We start from the raw sequence: 17,751 nt of genomic DNA, 5'->3' as shown, positions 1-17,751 counted from the left end.
CTCGAACGCAAAAGGGCTGAGTCACCATGGCCTCGTAAGCCGCTGGCTCAGGAATTCCTCGAAGTCCTGGACTTGCCCGCAAATGATGTGGATGTAGACGGTGTCGGTGTCGGGAGCGATCCTGTAAATGATTCGCTGCTGATGTGTCAGATGTTGCCTGAAGCCATCCGCGAAGCCTGCCAGCTCGTCGGGGCGAGTACCGGATGCGGGAAACTCGGCAATGTACGCCACCTTCTCCTGAATCTGCCTCTTGACGGCCAGCCAGGTCCCCTCGGGTTTGAATCTGACCAGATAGCGCCTAAGGTCGAGCAAGTCTTGCTTGGCGGATTCGAGAAAGACTACCTTCATGCGCCGTCTTGTTCGTCCAGCCGATCCAGTTCAGCAAAGACGTCTGCCGCCGTTGCCACCTTGCCCTGCGCGATCTCTTTCTCGCCGAGCGCCAGGATCTTCAATAGCGCGATGGTTTGCTGCTGCGCTTCATAGCTGGCAATGTCTTGCACGACGAGTTTGGCCTCGCCATTCTGGGTAATGATCAAAGGCTCGCGCGTCTCGCTGAGTTCCGTGACGATACGGGCCGCATCGCTTTTCAGAAAGCTGATTGGCTTGATGTTTGAGAGTTTCACGGGGGCCATGTGGAGGGAATGGGGTGACTGAATATAGTTCGAATTCGGTCCGGCGTCCACTTTGCGAACAGTGTCGTTCCCCCGCCCAGCTTGCGCTTTCCGCAAAACGCAGCTGCCACTGGTGCGCTCGGAGCTTCAGTGTCAACTTTCTGGTCACCGCGGGTATTAGTTACTTTCGCGGTTATGGCCTGGTCGCTTGGACCTGCTCACCGCGTTGTTCACAAATTCTGGACATTTCTTGATGGCGATCCGGGGCATGATCGAGTATTTGCTACAGAGACGCTGATGGACAGCGGGAGGAGCGATTCATGACTGGCAAGCGTATTGCCGCGCAACATCACAAAACCTTCGAGGGGCTGCGCCAGTCCGATGCCGAGGGCAACGAATTCTGGGTGGCGCGCCAACTGGCCAGGGTGCTGGAGTATTCCGAGTACCGACACTTCCTTCCGGTCATTGATCGTGCAAGGGAGGCCTGCCGCAACAGCGGCCAGCCGGTGGCGAACCATTTCGAGGACATCCTCGAAATGGTCGGGATCGGCTCGGGGGCCAGGCGACAGATCGCCGATATCCGCCTCTCGCGCTATGCCTGCTACCTGATCGTCCAGAACGGTGACCCCGGCAAGCCGGTCATCGCGAATGGCCAGACCTATTTTGCCTTGCAGACCCGTCGGCAGGAACTTCGCGACGACGAGGCCTTCGCGCGGCTAACCGAAGATGAGAAGCGGCTGGCGATCCGCAACGAGCTTGCAGCTCACAATAAACACTTGGCGGCGGCGGCCAGGGGCGCGGGCGTCGAGACGCCCCTGGATTACGCGATCTTTCAGGATCATGGCTACAAGGGGCTGTACGGCGGTAGAGCGGCCAAGGACATTCACGCCATCAAGGGCTTGAAGAAGAGTCAGAAGATTCTTGACCACATGGGCAGTACCGAGCTTGCGGCGAACCTATTCCGCGCCACACAGACTGAAGACAAGTTGCGGCGAGACCTGGTGCGTGGCAAGCAACAGGCCAACCAGACGCATTTCGAGGTTGGCAAGAAAGTACGCCAGACCATTGCCGAGTTGGGTGGCACCATGCCGGAAACCCTGCCGACACCCAAGGAAAGCATCAAGCAGCTAGAGCGCGACAGGAAGAAGAAGGTCAAAGAATGAACTGAGGTATCGATGCCCGATATGACGGGACCAGTCCCAGGCTGGCCGCTCCTTTGTCAAACCGGTTCCCGCGCCGCATCCGTCAAATACTGAATCAACGTCTCCGCAAACTGCGGCAACTCCCGCCCCGGCCGGCGCACCAGACGCAGATCGCGCTTGGCCCATTCATCCTCAAGCGGAATAAACCGCAGCACCTTGCGGCTGGCATAACGCCGCGCGCAACTGTTTGGCACGATGGCGATGCCTGCCCCTGCCTCCACCATCCGGCACACGGCGTCGAAGCTGCCCAGCTGGATGCGCAGGCTGATGCGCTTGCCCATGCCGCTGGCGATGCGGTCCAGGAAGGACTGGATGGCGCTGAACTGGTTGAGGCCCACGAAGCGGCAGGTATCCAGCAGGTCGGCAAAGTGCAGGCTGGTGAATTGCGGCAGCGGGTGGTTGACCGGCGCGATCACGATCAGCTCGTCGCTGCAGAGCTGCATGACCTCCAGGTCATTGGTGGCGACCTCGCCGGCGACGATGCCGAGGTCCGCCGCACCGGCGCTGATGGACGAGACGATGGCCTGGGAAAGCTGCTCTTCCAGTTCGATATCCACGTCCGGGTTCTCGGCAAGGAAGCGCGACAGCGCGGTGGCGAGGAAGGAGTTGGTGGCGGTGGTGTTGGCCAGCAGGCGCACGCGGCCCTTGACGCCCTTGGCGTAGGGGCGCAGGTCCGAGTGCAGGCACTCCAGTTCGCGGAACACTTCGCGCGCGTGGCGCAAGAGGGCGTCGCCGGCCGGCGTCAGGCGCACGCCCTTGACCTGGCGGATCAGCAGCTGGGTCTGGAAGGCTTCTTCCAGTTGCTTGATGCGGGTGCTGGCGGCGGGCAGGGAGAGGAAGCTGCGCTCGGCGGCGCGGGTCAGGTTTTCGGTCTCGCCGACGTTGAGGAACAGGCGCAGGTCGGTCAGGTCGTAATGCATGTGTTTCGCTGGGCCAAAGGCCTCTTTTGTCAATCGTGAATAGCAATGTCCCCGCCGTCAATTTATCGTATTCGGCGTGGCAAGAGAACCATAAAGGCCGGCTCGTTCGTATTGCGCGGGCGGTTACCGGCTTGCCTTGCGCAAAGGCGGCGCGAAACCCGAGCCGCCGCGCAGCCACCTAGGAGGACGACACATGACAGTTCGGCGCTACAGCGCAAGCAGGCTGGCGGGCGTGGCCACCATGCTGGGCGTGGCTACCTTGGCCACCATGGGCGGCGCTGCCGCAGCCGACTATCCGGACAAGCCGGTGCGCCTGATCGTGCCCGCGGCGGCGGGAGGCACCACCGATATCGCCTCGCGGCTGGTCGGCAAGCGCCTCTCCGAGCTGCTGGGCCAGCCCGTGGTGGTGGAAAACCGTGCCGGCGCGGCCGGCATTGTCGGTGTGCAGGCACTGCGCCAGGCCGCGCCAGACGGCTATACGCTGATGATGGGCAATATCGGCCCCAATGCCATCAACTACGGCCTGTACAAGCAACTTCCCTACCGTGCCGAGGACTTCGCGCCGATCACCATGGTGGTCTCGGTGCCCAATGTGCTGGTGGTCAACGCCAAGGTGCCTGCCCGCAACGTGGCGGAACTGGTCGCGCTGGCCAGGTCCCAGCCGGGCAAGCTCTCGTTTGCCTCGTCGGGGACCGGGCAATCGGTGCACCTGTCCGGCGAGCTGTTCAAGAAGCGCACCGGCATCGACATCATCCATGTGCCATACAAGGGTGCCGCGCCGGCCGTGGCCGACCTGGTCGCCGGGCAGGTGACGATGATGGTGGACAACCTGCCCAGCTCGCTGCCGCATATCCAGTCCGGCAAGCTGCGCGCGCTGGCGGTGACCAGCGCCACGCGCGTGGCCGAGTTGCCCGACGTGCCCACCATGAAGGAAGCCGGCCTTGACGACTTCCAGGTGACCGCATGGTTCGGCCTGGTGGCGCCGGCGGGCACGCCGGCCGCGGTGGTCTCGCGCCTGCAAAAGACGGTGGCCGGCATCCTGGCCGAGCCCGAAGTGAAAACGCGCCTGGCCGATCTCGGCGGTGTGCCGGGCGGCGATACGCCCGAGCATTTCGCCAGGTTCATCGACGCGGAGCGCGTGCGCTGGGCCAAGGTGGTGAAGGACACCGGCATTCCACAGCAATGAGGGCGAGCCCGAGGCACGGCACGCAACACCACACCACATCACAACGCAACGCAACGCAACGCAACGAGAGGGCAAGGCATGCAAGCACTGAAAGCGCGCCACCGCAGGTCATGGCTACAGGCCGTGCTGATTGCACCGCTCGCGGCGGGGCTGCTGGGCGCGAGCGCTTCGGCGCTGGCCGACACCTGGCCCAACAAGCCGATCCAGTTGCTGATTCCCTATCCGCCGGGCGGCAGCGCCGACCTGCTGGCGCGCCCCGTGGCGGCCAAGCTGCAGGAGCGGCTGGGCCAGCCCGTGGTGCTCGACTACCGGCCGGGCGCCGGCGGCACCATTGCCTCGCAGCAACTTGCGCGCGCCAAGCCGGACGGCAACACGCTGATCGTGGTGCTGGCCGCGCACGCCATCAATGCCAGCCTCTATCCCAAGCTGCCGTATGACACCCGCAAGGATTTCGCGCCGGTATCGCTGGTGGCCAACCTGCCGCTGATCCTGGCCGGCAGCCCCTCGCTGAAGGCCAGGACCGTGCCTGAGTTGATCGCCGCGGCCAAGGCTGCGCCGGGGCAGCTCACGTTCGCCTCCGCGGGCAACGGCAACACGGGCCACCTGGCCGGCGAGCTGTTCGACAGCCTGGCCGGCGTCAAGATGACCCACGTGCCGTACAAGGGCAGCGCGCAGGTGGTCAACGCCATGCTGGCTGGCGAGGTGCAGCTGACCTTCGACAGCATTTCCACGTCGATGCCGCATATCCGCAGCGGCCGTCTCAAGGCGCTGGCCGTGACCAGCGCCAGGCGCGCCACGCTGGCGCCGGACGTGCCCACGCTGTCCGAGGCCGGGGTGCCGGGCTTCGATATCAACGGCTGGTATGCGGTGCTGGCGCCGGCCGGCACGCCGAGCGCCATTGTCGAGCGGCTCAGCAAGGAGATCGCGGCTGTGCTGACCCAGCCCGACCTGCGCGCGAACCTGGCATCCAATGGCTATGAGCCGGTGGGTTCCACGCCGGCCGCGCTGGGCGCGCATATCGATGCGGAGATCACGCGCTGGAGCAAGGTCGTGAAGGAATCGGGCGCACGCCTGGAATAAGAGATCAACCAAAAGAGATCAACCAATATCCGGCCTGGCGCGTGCCAGGCCGCCGAGCAAACAAACGTGTAGACAGGAGTATGAGCATGAGTGGAGTGATGGCAGGCAAGGTAGCGCTGGTGACTGGCGCGGGTGGTGGCATCGGGCGCGGCGTAGCGCTGGAACTGGCCAAGGCCGGCGCCAAGGTGGTGGTCAACGACATCGGCGTATCGCTCACCGGTGAAGGCGGCGATGCCGGCCCCGCGCAGCGCGTAGTCGACGAGATCGTCGCCGCCGGCGGCATTGCGGTAGCCAACACCGACAGCGTATCGAGCTGGCAGGGTGCCAATGCGATCGTGCAATGCGCGATCGACAACTTCGGGCGCATCGATGCCGTGGTCAATAACGCCGGCAATCTGCGCGACCGCATGTTCTTCAAGATGAACGAGGAAGAATGGCGCTCGGTGATCGACGTCCACCTCAACGGTACGTTCTTTGTCAGCCGCGCCGCCGCCAACCACTTCAAGGATCAGGAGAGCGGCGCCTATGTGCACATGACTTCCACCTCCGGCCTGATCGGCAACCTGGGCCAGGCCAACTACTCGGCTGCCAAGCTTGGCATTGCCGCGCTGTCGAAGTCGATCGCGCTGGACATGGCCCGCTTCAACGTGCGCTCGAACTGCATCGCGCCGTTCGCCTGGAGCCGCATGACCAGCTCGATCCCCTCCGAGACCCCGGAAGAAAAGGCGCGTGTCGCCAAGCTGCAAAAGATGGAAGCCAACAAGGTCGCGCCGATGGCCGCCTTCCTCGCCAGCGATGCCGCGCATGAAGTCAACGCGCAGATCTTTGCCGTGCGCGCCAACGAGATCATGCTGATGAGCCAGCCGCGCCCGGTGCGCTCGGTCCACATGAGCGAAGGCTGGACGCCGGAGTCCATTGCCGAGATCGCCATCCCCGCCATGCGCAACAGCTTCTTCAAGCTCGAGCGCTCGCCCGACGTGATCAGCTGGGACCCGATCTGACGCCATGCCGCTCGACTACAACCGCATCAAGAACTGGGACTTTCCGCAGGTCACGCAAACCTACGGCGAGAAGGACTCCATCCTCTACGCGCTGGGTCTTGGCCTGGGCGAGCAGCCCACCGATCCGCGCCAGCTGCAATACGTTTATGAAGCGCAGCTCAAGGCCTTTCCAACGCAGGCCGTGGTACTGGCCTATCCCGGCTTCTGGATGCAGGACCCGAAGAGCGGCATCGACTGGGTGCGCATCGTCCACGGCGAGCAGCGCCTGCGCCTGCACCGTCCGCTGCCGGCGTCCGGCACCGTGCGTGCGCGGGCACGGGTGACCCATGTCATCGACAAAGGGGCCGACAAGGGCGCGCTCGTGATCGTGGAGCGCACGCTGGTGGATGCGGCCACCGGTGCCGAACTGGCCACCGTGAACCACACCACCTTCTGCCGCGCCGATGGCGGCTTTGGCCATGGCGATACCGCGCCCGAAGCACTGCCGGCAGCGCCGGCCCGCGCGCCGGATGCGGCTCGCAGCCAGGCGATCATGCCGCAGGCCGCGTTGTTGTATCGTCTCAATGCCGATCCCAACCCGTTGCATGCCGATCCGGAAGTGGCGCGCGTGGCGGGCTTCGACGCACCCATCCTGCACGGCTTGTGCACCTATGGCGTGGCGGCGCGCGCGCTGGTCGACACCTTCGCCAACGGCGATGGCGATCAGCTGCTCGAACTCAATGTGCGTTTTTCCCGCCCGGTATTTCCCGGCGAAACCCTCGAAGTGCGCATGTGGCGCGAAGGCGGCGGCCGCGTGTTGTTCGACGCCCGCGTGCCCGCGCGCGACGTCACCGTGCTCAGCAACGGCGTAGCGGAGTTCCGCGCATGACAACAACGACAACCATGAAGAGCGCGCTTGACGGCGTACGCGTGCTGGATCTTTCGCGCATCCTGGCCGGTCCCTGGTGCGCCCAGAACCTGGCCGACCTCGGCGCCGAGGTGATCAAGGTAGAGCGACCCGGCGTGGGCGACGACACCCGCTCCTGGGGCCCTCCCTGGCTGCCCGACGGCGACGGCAAGCCCTCGCGCGATGCCACCTACTACGCTGGCGCCAATCGCGGCAAGCGCTCGGTCACGCTCGATATCGCCAGCCCCGAAGGGCAGAGCATCGTGCGCGAGCTGGCGGCGAAATCGCAAATCGTGCTGGAGAACTACAAGGTTGGCGACCTGAAGCGCTACGGCCTGGACTACGACAGCCTCAAGGCCATCAACCCGGCGCTGGTCTATTGCTCCATCACCGGCTACGGCCAGGAAGGCCCGAGCGCGCACAAGCCCGGCTACGACTTCATCTTCCAGGGCATCGGCGGGCTGATGAGCATCACGGGCGAACGCGACGACCTGCCCGGCGGCGGCCCGCAAAAGGTCGGCGTGGCCGTGGTCGACATGCTCACCGGCATGTATGCCACCGTGGCCGTGCTGGCCGCGCTGCGCCATGCCGAGCGTACCGGCGAGGGGCAGCGGATCGACATGGCGCTGCTCGACGCGGTGGTGGCGGTCGGGGCGACGCCAATCCTGGCGCAGAAGATCACCGGAAAGACGCCGCAGCGCTTCGGGAACGCGCATGCAAACATGGTGCCGTACCACGTGTTTGCCACGGCGGACGGCTACATGATCGTGGCCGCAGGCAACGACGGGCAATGGCAAGGGTACTGCCGGGGCGTGGCGCGTCCGGACCTTGCCACGGACGAACGCTTCACCACCGGCACTGGCCGCATCGTCAATCGCGATGTGCTGGTGCCGCTGCTCGAAGCCCATATGCGCACGGGCACGACCGCGCATTGGGTGCAAGCGCTGGAACGCGAGGGCATTCCTTGCGGGCCGATCAACGACTATGCGCAGGTGCTGGAGGATCCGCAGGTCAGGTACCGTGAACTGCAGGTGGATATGGTGCGCAGCGATGGCGGGGTTTGTCCCACGGTGAAGAGTCCGTTGCGGCTTTCGGCCACGCCGGTGCGGTACGACGCGGCGCCCCCGCGGCTGGGCGAACATACCGAGGCGGTGCTTTCGGGCGTGCTGGGCATGTCGGCAGCGCGGATCGCGGCCCTGCGCGAACAAGGCTTGATCTGAGGCCGGTTCCGGCGGTACGCGTTACCCGGGTGCAGCCGCCGGGGTGCGTACCATCGGCCTGCGGACGGCGGCGCATAAGATGCCGCCAGCCGTCAGGACCCGAACAGCATCAGGCCAATCTTGACGGCCGAGACCACGATGGCGAGCAGCAGCCCGCAAATCAGCTGCTGGCTGTCTCGTGGCTCCCACGACAGTGCGGCGGCTACAAACGCCTTGCGCTGGTATCGCGCCTTGTCGGAGACAACCCCCAGGTCGTTCGGTATGCCTTTGGCGATCATTGCGCCCCTGAGGCGCCGGGTCATGCGCGCGGCGGGACGCCAGATCAGAATGACGCTGAGCAAGGTCATGCCTTCGATGACGATCTCCGTCCAGTGCCCGAAGAAATTCGCCATTGCGTGCGCAATCAAAAGACACCCCACAGCCGTACCCTGCTCATATCCGACACGGCCTTCGCTTCATCGGCTGACTCATCGGCAGGCTCGACCAGTTCAAGAGGCAGTTTGGCTTCGCGCGGCTTCAGCATCAATACGACCTCCATGTCGAGCGCGTGAGCGTAATTCACGATCGTTTCCATAGAGGGTCCGAGCGAACCGCCGCCGTTCTCGATCCGGCTGATCTCGGATTGCAGCATGCCGCTGTCGGCGGATTGCTGCGCCTGTGTTTTGCCGCTCTTCTGGCGCGCGGCGCGCAGGATGCTTCCGACCCGGCCAGCCATCGCAAACCGCGTATCGGGATCTTCGTCGAGCTTCTGCACTTCCGCCAGATAGGCGCGGCGTGTCTCAGGCTTATCGAGAGCCCGTTTGCGAAACTTCTCGAACGAATCGGGATTCAAAACGTTCTTGTCATCTTTGGCCATGATGCGCTCCTTTGCTTCCAGGTACGTTCCTTCGCATGGCGCTCTGCCCGGGCGGCGTTCGTGTCGATAAGACAAGGCACCTCATTATTATTGGTTATTTCCGATAATTTGCAAGTCCCGTGGAGTCGCGTGCATCTTTCTGCCCATGGATCGAGGCTGGTCTCTTTGTTTTTAGATCGAACTATCAGGCGCTATTCCCGTGACGTCCAGAAAACTTTTGTTGCCATGGACGGCCGGTCAATTGCAATCAGGCATGGCTACGCCCGGGATAAGGCCTGCCGGCAAGAACGGTGCCCCCGCCGGGTTCCCAGCCCACCGGACATGATCCATATCAAGCCTCGTGTGCCTGGTTACCGGCACAATGTCCCTGAACTCCCCAGCCTTCCAACTCCCACCCAAGGTGAGGCCCATGTTTCCTGAATTCCGCGATCAGATATCCATCCTCAAGACCCAGGACGCCCACTTTGCGCGGCTCTTTACCCGCCACAACGAACTGGACCATGAGATCAAGAACATGGAGGCGGGCACGGTTCCCGCAGATGGCACCGCCATCGAGGTCCTCAAGAAGGAAAAGCTGCTCCTGAAGGACCAGCTCTACGTCATCCTGCGCAAGGTCTCGGCTTCCTGAAGCCAATTTCAAATCCGCCAATCTGCCAATTGAAAGGCCATCCCATGTTCAAACATATCCTGCTCCCCATCGACGGATCGGAACTCTCGCAAAAGGCCTTCCCGGCGGCCGTCGAGTTCGCGCGGACGACCGGCGCCAAGCTGACTCCGTATATGTGCCTCGAGGAGTATCCGTTCCTGATGTCCAGCGACGCGGGCCATGAGAAGAAGTCGGTCTTCGAGCATCGCATCGAGGCGGCGGCGCGCGAGGAACTGGCCAAGGTGGAATCGGCCGCGGCACTGGCCGGCGTGCCATGTGCGGGTGCCACGTCCATTGCGTCCGCTCCCTATCGGGGCATCATCGGCATGGCGAAGGAGCTAGGCTGCGACGTGATCTTCATGGCCTCGCATGGGCGGCGCGGCATCAGCGGCCTGCTGCTGGGCAGCGAAACCCAGAAGGTGCTGACGCATAGCGATATTCCGGTGCTGGTGTTCCGCTGAGCGCGGCACGGCATGGCGCCCGTCCGCTTGCGGGCGAGGCGCCGCGTGCCGCAAGGCCAATGCCGCTGGATCGCCCTCGTGTGAGCTGGTGTTGCTACTCCCCAACCACCACCGCCACTACCTCCCCCTCATTCACGCTATCCCCCTGCGCCACGCTGATCTCCCCGACCCGCCCACTCACCGGCGACTCGATCGGGATCTCCATCTTCATCGATTCCATCACCATGATGGCCTCGCCTTGCGCGACGGCGTCGCCTTTCTGTTTGTCGATCTTCCAGACCTTGCCGGTGACGATCGATTCGATGCGGGTGGCTGCCATAGTCGTTGTTCCTGTGCGTTTCGAGAAAATAGGGTGGTTCAGAAGTTGGTCGGCCATGCCGCCAGCAGATGCTCGCCGATGCCGCCGTTGCGCTCGCCGCGTGCCAGCGCCAGGGCGCGGATCAGTGTGCTGCGCGTCGACTCGGGCGCGATCACGTCGTCGAGGTAGCCCAGGCCGGCGGCGCGCCATGGTGCGCTAGCGCTGCGCAGTTCTTCATACAGCTTTGCCTTCTCGGCGCGCTCGTCGGCCTGCTCCCCGTCCGAGGCGTCGTGCCGTTCCGCTGGCCGAATCACATTGACCGCCACTTCCGGAGACATGAAGCTGATATCCGCTCCCGGCCAGGCAAAAACAAAGTCCGCATCCATGCCGGCGCCAGCCAGATTGGAATAGGCCATGCCGTACGATTTGCGGATCACCACCGAGAGCTTCGGCACGGTTGCCAGCGCCAGCGCTTCGACGAAATTGATGATCTTGCCGGGCATGCGCTTTTGCTCGGCCGCGCGGCTGACAAAGAAGCCGGGCGTGTCGTGCAGGAAGATCAGCGGGATGTTGAAGGAGTCGCACAGGCAGATGAAGCTGGTGCATTTGTCACAGCCGTCCGGGCCCATGGCGCCGGCCGAGTAGGTCGGGTTGGTGGCAATGATGCCCACCGTCTGCCCGTCCAGGCGCGCGAGGCAGGTGATCACGCTGCGGTCGAATTCGGGCTTGAGTTCAAGGATCTCGCGGTCGTCCGCCAGCGTGCGGACCAGCTCGCGCATATCGTGGGCGCGCCGCGGGGAATCCGGTACCAGGCGGGCGATGTCGAGCTGGCGGGCTTCGGCCTGCTCGGCGGTTTCCCGCGGAGACTGCAGCGGGGGCAGTTGTCCCGCGTGCGAGGGCAGGTAGGCAAGGAACTTGCGGATTGTCTCCAGGCAGCCAGCCTCGTCGTCGGTCACGCGGTCGACCAGACCGGTGGTGCGCGCATGCACCTGCCAGCCGCCCAGCTCTTCGTTGGTGACCTTTTCTCCGGTGGCGATTTCCAGCACGCGTGGGCCGGACACCGCCATGCAGCTGCCCTTGACCTGCACCACGAAATCGGCGAAGGCCGCATGCCACGACGGGCTGCCGAAGCATTCGCCAAGAATGGCGGCGGCCATCGGCACGCGGCGCACGCGCCGGGCGAGGCTGGTGCCGACCGTCATCGAGCTGAGGCCGTCGGCGCCCTGGATATCAGGCAGGCGCGCGCCGCCGGCTTCGCCCAGGTTGACGATCGGATAGCCTTTGTCGAGCGCGAGCGCGACGAGCTGGCGCGATTTCCTGCTGCCGATGCGTCCCCCGGTGCCGGCTAGCACGGATACATCGTCGGCCTTGACCACGACGGGGCGGCCGTCGATGCGGCCCACGCCGCAGATTTTTCCGTCGGCGGGTGTCTTGCCTTCCATGCCCGACACGTCGGAGTGGTTGAGCATGCCGATCTCGAAGAAGCTGCCGTCATCCACTAGCGCCTCGACGCGTTCGCGCGCGTTGAGCGCGCCGCGTGCCTTGATGCGCGCCAGCTTGTCGGCGCCGCCCATTTGGGCCGCCTGTGCCTTGCGCAGGGCAAGCTCTTCGGCACGGTTGTGTACGTTCATTCTGTCTGCTCCCTTGCTAGGTTCGTGGCATCCGGCCTTTCAGGCCAGGAATTGCTGAAGCTCGTGCTTCTTGACCTTGCCGGTGGCCGTCATCGGCAGTTGCTGCACGAAGCGGATCTCTGGCACCTTGTAGGTCGCCATGTTCTGCTTGCACCACAGCGCAAGCTCGCTGGCGGAAAGGCTGCCCTGCGCATGCGGGTGCAGCCGTACGAATGCCACCGGCACCTGTCCACGTTCGGCATCGTCCCGCCCGATCACGCCGGAGCCCACCACGGCCGGATGCTGGCCCAGCAGCGCTTCGATCTCGGCGGGGAACACGCTCATGCCCTTGACCTTGAGCATTTCCTTGCGCCGCCCGAGAAAGTGGAGGTAGCCCTGCGGGTCGTACACGCCGATATCGCCGGTGTGGAACCAGCCGTCTCGGATGGCTTCGGCGCTGGCATCGGGCTTGTTCCAATAGCCCTTGAACAGCGAGGGCGTGCGCACCACGATTTCGCCTTCCTGCCCGAGCGGAAGCGGCGCGCCGGATTCGAAATCGCAGATCTTGATGCGGGTGCCGGGCATGGGCAGGCCGACAAAGACGGGCTGGCCCTTGAGGTCCATGTCGTCGTCCTGCATGCCGGTGGTGAAGGTGTCGCTGGTATGGGTCTCGGTCATGCCCCACGCGCCTTCGGCCATCACGCTGCCGGTCAGGTCGAGCCAGCGGCGGCGGAAGTCCGGGTTGACCTTCTTGACGAAGGACGAGACGCGCGTGGCGCGCAGCGAGCGCAGGTCGTAGCGCGCGACGTCGGGATGGTCCATCAGCTCGGCGGCATTGTCGACCAGCATCACCGTGCGCCTGACCTGGTAGCGGTCGATGGCCGCCATTACGCCCATCGGATCCCAGCGCGCCAGCAGCACCAGCGTGCCGCCGGCGAAGATCGGGTAGATCAGGCCGATGTTCTCGCCGGCGATCCAGAACATCGACATGAAGTTAAGCGAGACGTCATCCAGCGCTGCGCCGCTGCCGTCCGGCGCGAGCGCGCCCGACATGGTACAGCCGGTGGCGGCGGTGTAGATCATGTCGCGCTGCGTATGCACGCAGCCTTTGGGCATGCCGGTGGTGCCCCCGGTGTAGTTGAGCGCAGCGACCGCGTCGAGGTCGGGCGTCCCGGCCGGCGTGGGCGCATCGCATGCCGACAGCGCGGGCATCAGGTCGATGGTGCCGGAAGGCACCGTGCGCGGCGTGTCGATGCCGGGCGGCAGGGGCAGCGTGGGCGATTCGGGAAGCAGGTCGCTGTAGCCGGTGACGAACACCGTGCGCACCGCCGTGCGCTGCTGCACGGATTGCAGTAGCGGCGCGAGCTGGTCGAGCACGAGGATGGTGGCGGCGTCGGCGTCGTTGAGCTCGTGGATCAGTTCCTGTTCCTTGAAGAGCGGGTTGACCGGCACGTGCACAGCGCCCAGCTTGAGGATGCCGTAGAAGGCGATATGGAACTGCGGACAGTTGCCCAGCATCACCGCTACGCGCTCGCCGACGCGCACGCCGTGCTGGTGGAGCAGCGCGGCGAAGCGGTCGCTCAGGCGATCCAGCTCGGCATAGCTCAGCTCGCTGCCATAGAAGATCACGGCGGGGTGGTTGGGGCGCTGCCTTGCCCACGCTCGCAGGTATTCGGTCAGCGCGATTTCGCCGTGCGGCCAGCTAGCCTGGCGCGGCACGGCGCCGGGCCAGTGCTGTTGCTGCAGCTGGTCGAGTTGCTGGAAATAGTCGGAATCCGCTTGGGATGTCAGCGCGTGGCTCATGACGCAATCAACTCCTGCGTAGGTTTGGCGGCCGGGTTGGCGGGGAGATCGGGATCTTGCAAATGACAAGCGGCGAGATGGGCGAGCGGTGCCCCTGGCTCGCCGGGCATCGTGCGCGGCGCCGGCACGCGCTCGGCACAGGCCGCCATCGCATGCGGGCAGCGCGGATGAAAGCGGCAGCCGGATGGCGGGTTCAGCGCCGAGCCGATCTCGCCGTGGATCAGGCCGGGCGTGGGCTGGTGATCGGGATCCGGCCGGGGCGCGGAGCCGAGCAGGGCCTGCGTATAGGGGTGGCGCGGCGAACCGAACACACTGGCGCTGGGACCGCTCTCGGCCATCGCGCCGAGGTACATCACGCCCACCGCCGAGCTGAAGTGCTCCACCAGCGCCAGGTCGTGCGCGATGACCAGGTAGGCCAGGCCAAAACTGCGCTGGATATCCGATAGCAGGTTGATGATCTGCGCGCGGATGGATACATCGAGCGCGGAGGTGGGCTCGTCCAGCACGATCAGCTTTGGCTGCAGCGCCAGCGCGCGGGCCACCGCGATGCGCTGGCGCTGGCCGCCGCTGAACTCGTGCGGGTAGAGATCGAGCGCGCTGGCGGGCAGGCCGACGATGTCCAGCAGCTCTTCCAGCCGGCGCTGCACAGCGGCTCGGTTGCCACCCTCGCCGTGCGCCAGCAGTGGCTCGGCCAGCAGCATGCGTACTTTCAGCCGTGGATTGAGCGAGGAGGATGGGTCCTGGAACACCGCCTGCACCTGGCGGCGGTACGACAGAAGGCCTGTCCCCCGCAGGCCCAGCACGTTCTCGTCCTGGAAGCGGATATTGCCCCCGGTGGGGCGCTCCAGCAAAAGCAGCAGCTTGGCGATGGTGGTCTTGCCGCAGCCGGATTCGCCCACCAGCGCGAAGGTCTGGCCGGCATCGACGGCAAAGCTCACGCCGTCCACCGCACGCACGACCTGCTTCGTGCCGCGTACCGCGAAGTGTTTTTGCAGGTCATTGACTTCAAGCAGCATGGGACCTCGCTTTTGCCTCGTTGAATGCGGCGCTCATGCCGACACCAGCCAGCAACTGGCCTTGTGGCCCCCGCCGAGGTCGATCTCGGGCGGATACGCGTCGTCGCACAGCGGCTTGCGATGCGGGCAGCGCGCGGCAAAGCGGCAGCCCGGCGGCGGATCGATCAGGCTCGGCGGCGTGCCCTGGATAGCGAAGAGGCGCTCCTTCTTCTGGCCGAAATGCGGAATCGATTCGAGCAGCGCCCGCGTGTATGGGTGGGCCGGATGGCGGTACAGCGTGCGCACGTCGCCGGTCTCGACAATGCGCCCGGCATACATCACCGCCACGCGCTGGCAGATGCTGGCGGCCACACCCAGGTCGTGCGTGATCAGGATGATGCCGACGCCCGTCTCGTCCTGGATGCGGCGCAGCAGCGCCATCATCTGCACCTGGATGGTCACGTCCAGCGCGGAGGTGGGCTCGTCGGCCACCAGCAGGCGCGGAGAGCTGGCGATGGCCATGCCCGTCACCACGCGCTGGCGCATGCCGCCGCTGAACTGGTGCGGGTAATCGTCCAGGCGCGTCTCGGGCGAGGGGATGCGCACACGCGCCAGGACCTCGGCGGCATTCTTGCGCCGCTCGCCGCGCCCATGCGTGATGCCGTGGTAGCGTCCAGGCGCGCCGACCTGATCGCCCACGGTGAAGACGGGATTGAGCGAAGTCAGCGGATCCTGCGAGATCATCGAGATCCTGCGCCCGCGGTAGACCTCGCTCATGGTCTTCTCCGGCACGGTGAGCAGGTCCACGCCATCGAGCAGCACCTTGCCGCCCAGGCGCACGGCATCCGGGCCGCCCTGGCGCGGCAGCAGCCGCATGATGGACAGGATGGTCATCGATTTGCCGGAACCGGACTCGCCCACCACGCCGAGCGTCTCGCCCGCGTTCACATGCAGGTCCACGCCGTCGACCGCGCGCACCACGCCGCGGCGCAGCCTGAGGTGGGTGGTCAGGCCCTGCACTTGAAGCATCGGTTCGGCGGCCGGTCCCGCTGGCACTTCCTTGGTTTGCGACATGTCGTTCATAGCTGCCTCCGGCGCGGGTCGAAATGGTCGCGCAGCCAGTCGCCCAGCAGGTTGGACGCTAGGCAGGTGGCCATGATGGCCAGGCCCGGCATGGTGATGACCCACCATGCGTTGGTGATGTAGTTGCGCGCATCCGCCAGCATCAGTCCCCAGGACACGTCGGGTTGCTGGATGCCCAGGCCGAGGAAGCTCAGCGAGGCCTCGAAGATGATGACCTGCCCCACTTGCAGCGTGGCCAGCACCAGCAGCGTGTTGAACAGGTTGGGCAGCAGGTGGCGGCGGAAGATCACTAGCGTGCCGCAGCCGGCCACGCGTGCTAGCGCCACGTAGTCGCGCTGCTTGAGCGACATCACCTCGCCGCGCACGATGCGCGCGTACCAGGTCCAGTAGGTGACCACGATCACCAGCACCACGGTCTCGAAGCCGGGGCCGAGCACGGCGGCTAGTACCAGGGCGAGCGCCAGCGACGGGATCGACATCTGGATATCCACAAGCCGCATGATCAGCGTGTCGACACGGCCGCCGAAGTAACCGGCGACCATGCCCACCAACGTGCCGATGCCGCCAGACAGCACGATGGCGTAGAGCGCCACCACCAGGGAGATGCGTGTGCCGGCCATGATGCGGGCCAACACGTCGCGGCCCATGTTGTCGGTGCCTAGTGGATACGCCCAGCCGCCGCCCGCCAGCCATGCGGGCGGCTGGAAGGCCAGGCCGAGATCAAGGCCGTTGGGATCGTGCGCCAGCAGATGTTCGCCGCCGAGCGCACATACCAGCAACAGCACGAATACCAGCGCGGGAAACCACGGCAGGCCGTTCGGCAGCAGCCGGCGCAGCCTCTGATCAGGAAAGGCGCGAGAGCTAGCGGTATCAGCCATGGCGGATCCTCGGGTCGATCAGGCTGTAGCTCAGGTCGACCAGCAGGTTGGAAAGCACGAACAGCACGGAGGTCAGCATGACGCCCGCCTGCACCACGGGGAAGTCACGGGCGAACACGGCTTCCACCACGGTGCGGCCCACGCCCGGCCACGCGAAGATCACCTCCACCACGAATGCCCCGCCCAGCATCGCGGCGAAGTACACGCCAAGGATGGTCACGAGAGGAATGGCGGCATTGCGCAGCGCGTACTTCCACACCAGCACGCGTTCCGGCACACCCATGGCGCGGCCCATGCGGATGTAGTCACTGTCGAGCACATCGAGCATGGCCGAGCGCACGATGCGCGTCTGCGCTGCCACCGGGTACCAGCCGAGTGCGACTGCGGGCAGCACCAGGCTGCTCCAGCCTTCATGCCCGAAGGCCGGTAGCCAGTTCAGCCGCACCGCGAAGAACAGGATCAGCAGCAGCCCGACCCAGAAGTTCGGCATGGCCTGGCCGAGCATGGCGAAGATCTTGGCGAAGCGGTCGAACCAGGAGCCGCGGTGCAGCGCGGACAACACACCGAAGGGCACGGCCATCGCCACGGAGAACAACAGCGCTGCCACGGCCAGCTCCACCGTGGCGGGCAGGCGCTCCAGGATCAGGCCCAGGGCAGGCACCTGCCAACGATAGGAATTGCCGAAGTCGCCGCCTAGGGCGTGACTGACGAAGTAGAAGTACTGCATAAGGACGGACTGGTCGAGCCCAAGGTGCGCGCGGGTCTGCGCGATCGCCTCGGCCGGCGCATCCGCCGGTAGCAGCAGCGCGAGCGGGTCGCCCGAGAGCCGCGAGATGATGAAGATGATGACGCTCGCGCCAATGATGCTGACAAGACCCTGCATCAGGCGTCTGGCGATGGCGGTTGGCATGGGGACTCCTTCGTTGGGAGATCGGCGCGGCCGTGCGCCGCGCGCCGCGCGAAGCGCGAGGATCAGCGTGCGCGGCCGCGCCTGGCTGCCGGATGACATGTGCGT

Annotated in this window: 20 protein-coding genes; 8 read left to right on the top strand and 12 right to left on the bottom strand. The window is 65.3% G+C overall.

From position 1 onward, the window contains the following. Window positions 1-21: 21 nt before the first annotated feature. Both AC1Q7Q_RS37715 and AC1Q7Q_RS37710 read right to left on the bottom strand, forming a co-directional pair. Complete coding sequence (locus AC1Q7Q_RS37715; protein WP_492375848.1) at window positions 22-348, bottom strand: type II toxin-antitoxin system RelE/ParE family toxin; 327 nt, start codon at window positions 346-348, stop codon at window positions 22-24. Then, on the bottom strand, window positions 345-632 hold the full coding sequence (locus tag AC1Q7Q_RS37710) for a type II toxin-antitoxin system Phd/YefM family antitoxin (protein ID WP_492375849.1): 288 nt from the start codon (window positions 630-632) through the stop codon (window positions 345-347). The genes AC1Q7Q_RS37715 and AC1Q7Q_RS37710 overlap by 4 nt, the downstream gene beginning before the upstream one ends. Before the next feature lie 299 nt (window positions 633-931). On the opposite strand from AC1Q7Q_RS37710, the gene dinD reads away from it, so the two are divergent. Next, window positions 932-1,774, top strand: coding sequence for a DNA damage-inducible protein D (gene dinD / locus AC1Q7Q_RS37705; protein ID WP_492375850.1), 843 nt, complete (start codon window positions 932-934; stop codon window positions 1,772-1,774). A gap of 56 nt (window positions 1,775-1,830) precedes the next feature. On the opposite strand, the gene AC1Q7Q_RS37700 is transcribed toward dinD, so the two are convergent. Continuing rightward, the gene (locus tag AC1Q7Q_RS37700) at window positions 1,831-2,733 is read right to left on the bottom strand and encodes a LysR family transcriptional regulator (RefSeq protein WP_150985207.1); all 903 of its coding nucleotides are present in this window, start codon (window positions 2,731-2,733) and stop codon (window positions 1,831-1,833) included. 193 nt (window positions 2,734-2,926) lie between these two features. On the opposite strand from AC1Q7Q_RS37700, the gene AC1Q7Q_RS37695 reads away from it, so the two are divergent. The 5 genes from AC1Q7Q_RS37695 to AC1Q7Q_RS37675 all read left to right on the top strand — a co-directional run bounded on the left by AC1Q7Q_RS37695 (window position 2,927) and on the right by AC1Q7Q_RS37675 (window position 8,106). Beyond that, entirely contained in the window at window positions 2,927-3,919 is a 993-nt protein-coding gene (locus AC1Q7Q_RS37695) for a Bug family tripartite tricarboxylate transporter substrate binding protein (protein ID WP_492375851.1), read from the top strand. A gap of 78 nt (window positions 3,920-3,997) precedes the next feature. After that, a complete protein-coding gene (locus AC1Q7Q_RS37690; RefSeq protein ID WP_492375852.1) occupies window positions 3,998-4,999 on the top strand; it encodes a tripartite tricarboxylate transporter substrate binding protein in 1,002 nt (333 codons plus the stop codon). 86 nt (window positions 5,000-5,085) lie between these two features. After that, entirely contained in the window at window positions 5,086-6,000 is a 915-nt protein-coding gene (locus AC1Q7Q_RS37685; RefSeq protein ID WP_043357229.1) for an SDR family NAD(P)-dependent oxidoreductase, read from the top strand. 4 nt (window positions 6,001-6,004) lie between these two features. After that, complete coding sequence (locus AC1Q7Q_RS37680; protein ID WP_492375853.1) at window positions 6,005-6,868, top strand: MaoC/PaaZ C-terminal domain-containing protein; 864 nt, start codon at window positions 6,005-6,007, stop codon at window positions 6,866-6,868. Continuing rightward, window positions 6,865-8,106 (top strand): CaiB/BaiF CoA transferase family protein, encoded by a 1,242-nt coding sequence (locus AC1Q7Q_RS37675; protein WP_492375854.1) that lies wholly within the window; start codon window positions 6,865-6,867, stop codon window positions 8,104-8,106. Before AC1Q7Q_RS37680 ends, AC1Q7Q_RS37675 begins: the two co-directional genes overlap by 4 nt. Window positions 8,107-8,198: 92 nt before the next feature. On the opposite strand, the gene AC1Q7Q_RS37670 is transcribed toward AC1Q7Q_RS37675, so the two are convergent. Both AC1Q7Q_RS37670 and AC1Q7Q_RS37665 read right to left on the bottom strand, forming a co-directional pair. Then, window positions 8,199-8,498 carry a hypothetical protein gene (locus AC1Q7Q_RS37670; RefSeq protein ID WP_459374808.1) on the bottom strand — a complete coding sequence of 100 codons (300 nt, stop codon included), beginning with the start codon at window positions 8,496-8,498 and terminating at the stop codon, window positions 8,199-8,201. A gap of 11 nt (window positions 8,499-8,509) precedes the next feature. Beyond that, window positions 8,510-8,962 carry a helix-turn-helix domain-containing protein gene (locus tag AC1Q7Q_RS37665; protein WP_492375855.1) on the bottom strand — a complete coding sequence of 151 codons (453 nt, stop codon included), beginning with the start codon at window positions 8,960-8,962 and terminating at the stop codon, window positions 8,510-8,512. Window positions 8,963-9,371: 409 nt separating this feature from the next. On the opposite strand from AC1Q7Q_RS37665, the gene AC1Q7Q_RS37660 reads away from it, so the two are divergent. Both AC1Q7Q_RS37660 and AC1Q7Q_RS37655 read left to right on the top strand, forming a co-directional pair. Beyond that, a complete protein-coding gene (locus AC1Q7Q_RS37660) occupies window positions 9,372-9,590 on the top strand; it encodes an HP1242/YdcH family protein (protein ID WP_492375856.1) in 219 nt (72 codons plus the stop codon). Between the two features lie 44 nt (window positions 9,591-9,634). Continuing rightward, window positions 9,635-10,069 carry a universal stress protein gene (locus AC1Q7Q_RS37655; protein ID WP_492375857.1) on the top strand — a complete coding sequence of 145 codons (435 nt, stop codon included), beginning with the start codon at window positions 9,635-9,637 and terminating at the stop codon, window positions 10,067-10,069. A 94-nt stretch (window positions 10,070-10,163) separates the two neighbouring features. Here AC1Q7Q_RS37655 and AC1Q7Q_RS37650 read toward each other — a convergent pair whose 3' ends face one another. From AC1Q7Q_RS37650 to AC1Q7Q_RS37620, 7 genes are read right to left on the bottom strand one after another with little or no spacing between them, the layout of a single operon-like run. Further along, window positions 10,164-10,388 carry an acyl-CoA carboxylase biotin carboxyl carrier protein subunit gene (locus tag AC1Q7Q_RS37650; RefSeq protein ID WP_492387285.1) on the bottom strand — a complete coding sequence of 75 codons (225 nt, stop codon included), beginning with the start codon at window positions 10,386-10,388 and terminating at the stop codon, window positions 10,164-10,166. 38 nt (window positions 10,389-10,426) lie between these two features. Next, entirely contained in the window at window positions 10,427-11,998 is a 1,572-nt protein-coding gene (locus tag AC1Q7Q_RS37645) for an acyl-CoA carboxylase subunit beta (protein ID WP_492374181.1), read from the bottom strand. Window positions 11,999-12,037: 39 nt separating this feature from the next. Continuing rightward, the gene (locus AC1Q7Q_RS37640; RefSeq protein WP_492374182.1) at window positions 12,038-13,780 is read right to left on the bottom strand and encodes an AMP-binding protein; all 1,743 of its coding nucleotides are present in this window, start codon (window positions 13,778-13,780) and stop codon (window positions 12,038-12,040) included. Next, the gene (locus AC1Q7Q_RS37635) at window positions 13,777-14,796 is read right to left on the bottom strand and encodes an ABC transporter ATP-binding protein (protein WP_492374183.1); all 1,020 of its coding nucleotides are present in this window, start codon (window positions 14,794-14,796) and stop codon (window positions 13,777-13,779) included. The genes AC1Q7Q_RS37640 and AC1Q7Q_RS37635 overlap by 4 nt, the downstream gene beginning before the upstream one ends. 33 nt (window positions 14,797-14,829) lie before the next feature. Next, entirely contained in the window at window positions 14,830-15,858 is a 1,029-nt protein-coding gene (locus tag AC1Q7Q_RS37630; protein WP_492374184.1) for an ABC transporter ATP-binding protein, read from the bottom strand. Continuing rightward, window positions 15,855-16,736 (bottom strand): ABC transporter permease, encoded by an 882-nt coding sequence (locus AC1Q7Q_RS37625; RefSeq protein WP_492374185.1) that lies wholly within the window; start codon window positions 16,734-16,736, stop codon window positions 15,855-15,857. The genes AC1Q7Q_RS37630 and AC1Q7Q_RS37625 overlap by 4 nt, the downstream gene beginning before the upstream one ends. Further along, entirely contained in the window at window positions 16,729-17,646 is a 918-nt protein-coding gene (locus tag AC1Q7Q_RS37620; RefSeq protein ID WP_492374186.1) for an ABC transporter permease, read from the bottom strand. Before AC1Q7Q_RS37620 ends, AC1Q7Q_RS37625 begins: the two co-directional genes overlap by 8 nt. Window positions 17,647-17,751: the final 105 nt, after the last annotated feature.

Source organism: Cupriavidus sp. GW823-FHT07A04 (assembly GCF_058794615.1).
Note: the sequence above shows the minus strand (reverse complement) of the source record. Positions and strands in the feature narration are given on the sequence as shown.

What these genes read in the sequence shown, in the direction of transcription:
- AC1Q7Q_RS37715 (WP_492375848.1), bottom strand. Translation starts at nt 348, where the DNA reads ATGAAGGTAGTCTTTCTCGAATCCGCCAAGCAAGACTTGCTCGACCTT.
- AC1Q7Q_RS37710 (WP_492375849.1), bottom strand. Translation starts at nt 632, where the DNA reads ATGGCCCCCGTGAAACTCTCAAACATCAAGCCAATCAGCTTTCTGAAA.
- dinD (WP_492375850.1), top strand. Translation starts at nt 932, where the DNA reads ATGACTGGCAAGCGTATTGCCGCGCAACATCACAAAACCTTCGAGGGG.
- AC1Q7Q_RS37700 (WP_150985207.1), bottom strand. Translation starts at nt 2,733, where the DNA reads ATGCATTACGACCTGACCGACCTGCGCCTGTTCCTCAACGTCGGCGAG.
- AC1Q7Q_RS37695 (WP_492375851.1), top strand. Translation starts at nt 2,927, where the DNA reads ATGACAGTTCGGCGCTACAGCGCAAGCAGGCTGGCGGGCGTGGCCACC.
- AC1Q7Q_RS37690 (WP_492375852.1), top strand. Translation starts at nt 3,998, where the DNA reads ATGCAAGCACTGAAAGCGCGCCACCGCAGGTCATGGCTACAGGCCGTG.
- AC1Q7Q_RS37685 (WP_043357229.1), top strand. Translation starts at nt 5,086, where the DNA reads ATGAGTGGAGTGATGGCAGGCAAGGTAGCGCTGGTGACTGGCGCGGGT.
- AC1Q7Q_RS37680 (WP_492375853.1), top strand. Translation starts at nt 6,005, where the DNA reads ATGCCGCTCGACTACAACCGCATCAAGAACTGGGACTTTCCGCAGGTC.
- AC1Q7Q_RS37675 (WP_492375854.1), top strand. Translation starts at nt 6,865, where the DNA reads ATGACAACAACGACAACCATGAAGAGCGCGCTTGACGGCGTACGCGTG.
- AC1Q7Q_RS37670 (WP_459374808.1), bottom strand. Translation starts at nt 8,498, where the DNA reads ATGGCGAATTTCTTCGGGCACTGGACGGAGATCGTCATCGAAGGCATG.
- AC1Q7Q_RS37665 (WP_492375855.1), bottom strand. Translation starts at nt 8,962, where the DNA reads ATGGCCAAAGATGACAAGAACGTTTTGAATCCCGATTCGTTCGAGAAG.
- AC1Q7Q_RS37660 (WP_492375856.1), top strand. Translation starts at nt 9,372, where the DNA reads ATGTTTCCTGAATTCCGCGATCAGATATCCATCCTCAAGACCCAGGAC.
- AC1Q7Q_RS37655 (WP_492375857.1), top strand. Translation starts at nt 9,635, where the DNA reads ATGTTCAAACATATCCTGCTCCCCATCGACGGATCGGAACTCTCGCAA.
- AC1Q7Q_RS37650 (WP_492387285.1), bottom strand. Translation starts at nt 10,388, where the DNA reads ATGGCAGCCACCCGCATCGAATCGATCGTCACCGGCAAGGTCTGGAAG.
- AC1Q7Q_RS37645 (WP_492374181.1), bottom strand. Translation starts at nt 11,998, where the DNA reads ATGAACGTACACAACCGTGCCGAAGAGCTTGCCCTGCGCAAGGCACAG.
- AC1Q7Q_RS37640 (WP_492374182.1), bottom strand. Translation starts at nt 13,780, where the DNA reads ATGAGCCACGCGCTGACATCCCAAGCGGATTCCGACTATTTCCAGCAA.
- AC1Q7Q_RS37635 (WP_492374183.1), bottom strand. Translation starts at nt 14,796, where the DNA reads ATGCTGCTTGAAGTCAATGACCTGCAAAAACACTTCGCGGTACGCGGC.
- AC1Q7Q_RS37630 (WP_492374184.1), bottom strand. Translation starts at nt 15,858, where the DNA reads ATGAACGACATGTCGCAAACCAAGGAAGTGCCAGCGGGACCGGCCGCC.
- AC1Q7Q_RS37625 (WP_492374185.1), bottom strand. Translation starts at nt 16,736, where the DNA reads ATGGCTGATACCGCTAGCTCTCGCGCCTTTCCTGATCAGAGGCTGCGC.
- AC1Q7Q_RS37620 (WP_492374186.1), bottom strand. Translation starts at nt 17,646, where the DNA reads ATGCCAACCGCCATCGCCAGACGCCTGATGCAGGGTCTTGTCAGCATC.